This is a genomic window from Candidatus Symbiopectobacterium sp. NZEC135, assembly GCF_025962695.1.
This window is the reverse complement of sequence record NZ_JAGFPF010000564.1, coordinates 1-1,205: the sequence shown is the minus strand read 5'-3', so window position 1 is coordinate 1,205 and position 1,205 is coordinate 1. Positions and strand designations below refer to the sequence as shown.

At 52.1% G+C, this 1,205-nt stretch carries 1 protein-coding gene and 1 pseudogene; one reads left to right on the top strand and one right to left on the bottom strand.

Annotated elements, in window-relative coordinates; all coding sequences use genetic code 11:
- On the top strand, window positions 1–432 hold a 432-nt coding region (locus J5224_RS28805), incomplete at its 5' end, for a VOC family protein (protein ID WP_264628512.1).
- 147 nt (window positions 433–579) lie between these two features.
- Here J5224_RS28805 and J5224_RS28800 read toward each other — a convergent pair.
- Window positions 580–1,205: pseudogene (locus J5224_RS28800) on the bottom strand (LysR substrate-binding domain-containing protein); the annotation flags it as partial.

The window sequence follows — 1,205 nt, the reverse complement described above, 5'->3', positions numbered from 1 at the left end:
GAAACTTATCTGCTACATCGTGGTAGGCTTATCGATCATATTCAGCTCGTTGTAAACGACTTCGAGCTAAGCAAAGCGTTTTATCAGGCCGTACTGGCCGTTCTTGAGATCCCCATCATAAACACATCTGACGATTATTTCTGGGCAGATGAACTTGTGGTGTGTTCAGTCAAAAGCGAGGGTTCTCTGGGAAAACCGACAGGGCGTCACCATCTGGCTTTTCAGGCCAAAGATCGTGAAACCGTAAAGGCTTTTTATCATACCGCACTGACACATGGGGGGCGTGACAACGGCGCGCCTGGTGAACGAACCTACCACCCTGGGTACTACGCGGCTTTTGTGATCGATCCCGATGGGAACAATATCGAGGCGGTTTACCATGGCGAGGCAGAGCGCAGCACACACGCCGTGGAAATCCGTTTCAACCTCTAAGCTCAAAGGTTCACTGTCTCCGCACATCTCTCGCTACCGATGCCATGTGTACCGTCTGCCTGGCTGGAAGCGAGCATAACCTTTATCAAGATGTGTGACTCAAGCCGGTGCTGGTGAGGTAAAGCGCCAAACTTCAGTGTCCCGCAGTCATTTTGCCGGGTTTACCGGTTGTCGTTTTCGGGAAACACGCAGGGCGTCGACCACCAGTGAGAAAGCCGGAGACACTTGCTTACGACTCGGGTAATACAAATAGTACCCAGGAAAAGGCTGACACCACGCTTCAAGCACCCGGATCAGGCGTCCTTCTTCAATATGGGTTCCAAATTCTTCCTCAGGTAAAAAAGCGATGCCCAATCCCGCCAGCGCGGCATAAATAATATGTTCCGAAGTGTTAAACGTAACCTGCCCACTGACCCGCACGTTCAAATCACCACCGTCCTGATCAAAATCCCAGACGTAGAGCCCGCCGGATCTGACCATTCGCTGGTTAATACAGCAGTGTTGCGTCAGCTCATGCGGTGTTTGCGGAATGGGGTATCGCGAGAAATAATCCGGCGAAGCCACGGCCGCCATGCGTAATTCCGGTCCAATCGGTATGGCTATCATATCTTTATCGATGGTGTCACCAAGGCGAACGCCGGCATCGAAACGGTCGGCAACGATATCGCGGAAACCGTGGTTGGCATCGAACTCGATATGGATATCCGGGTATTCACGCAGTAGTGGCGTCAGTTTGGGTTACAACGTGGAAGGCAAAACGTGTGGTCCACAGG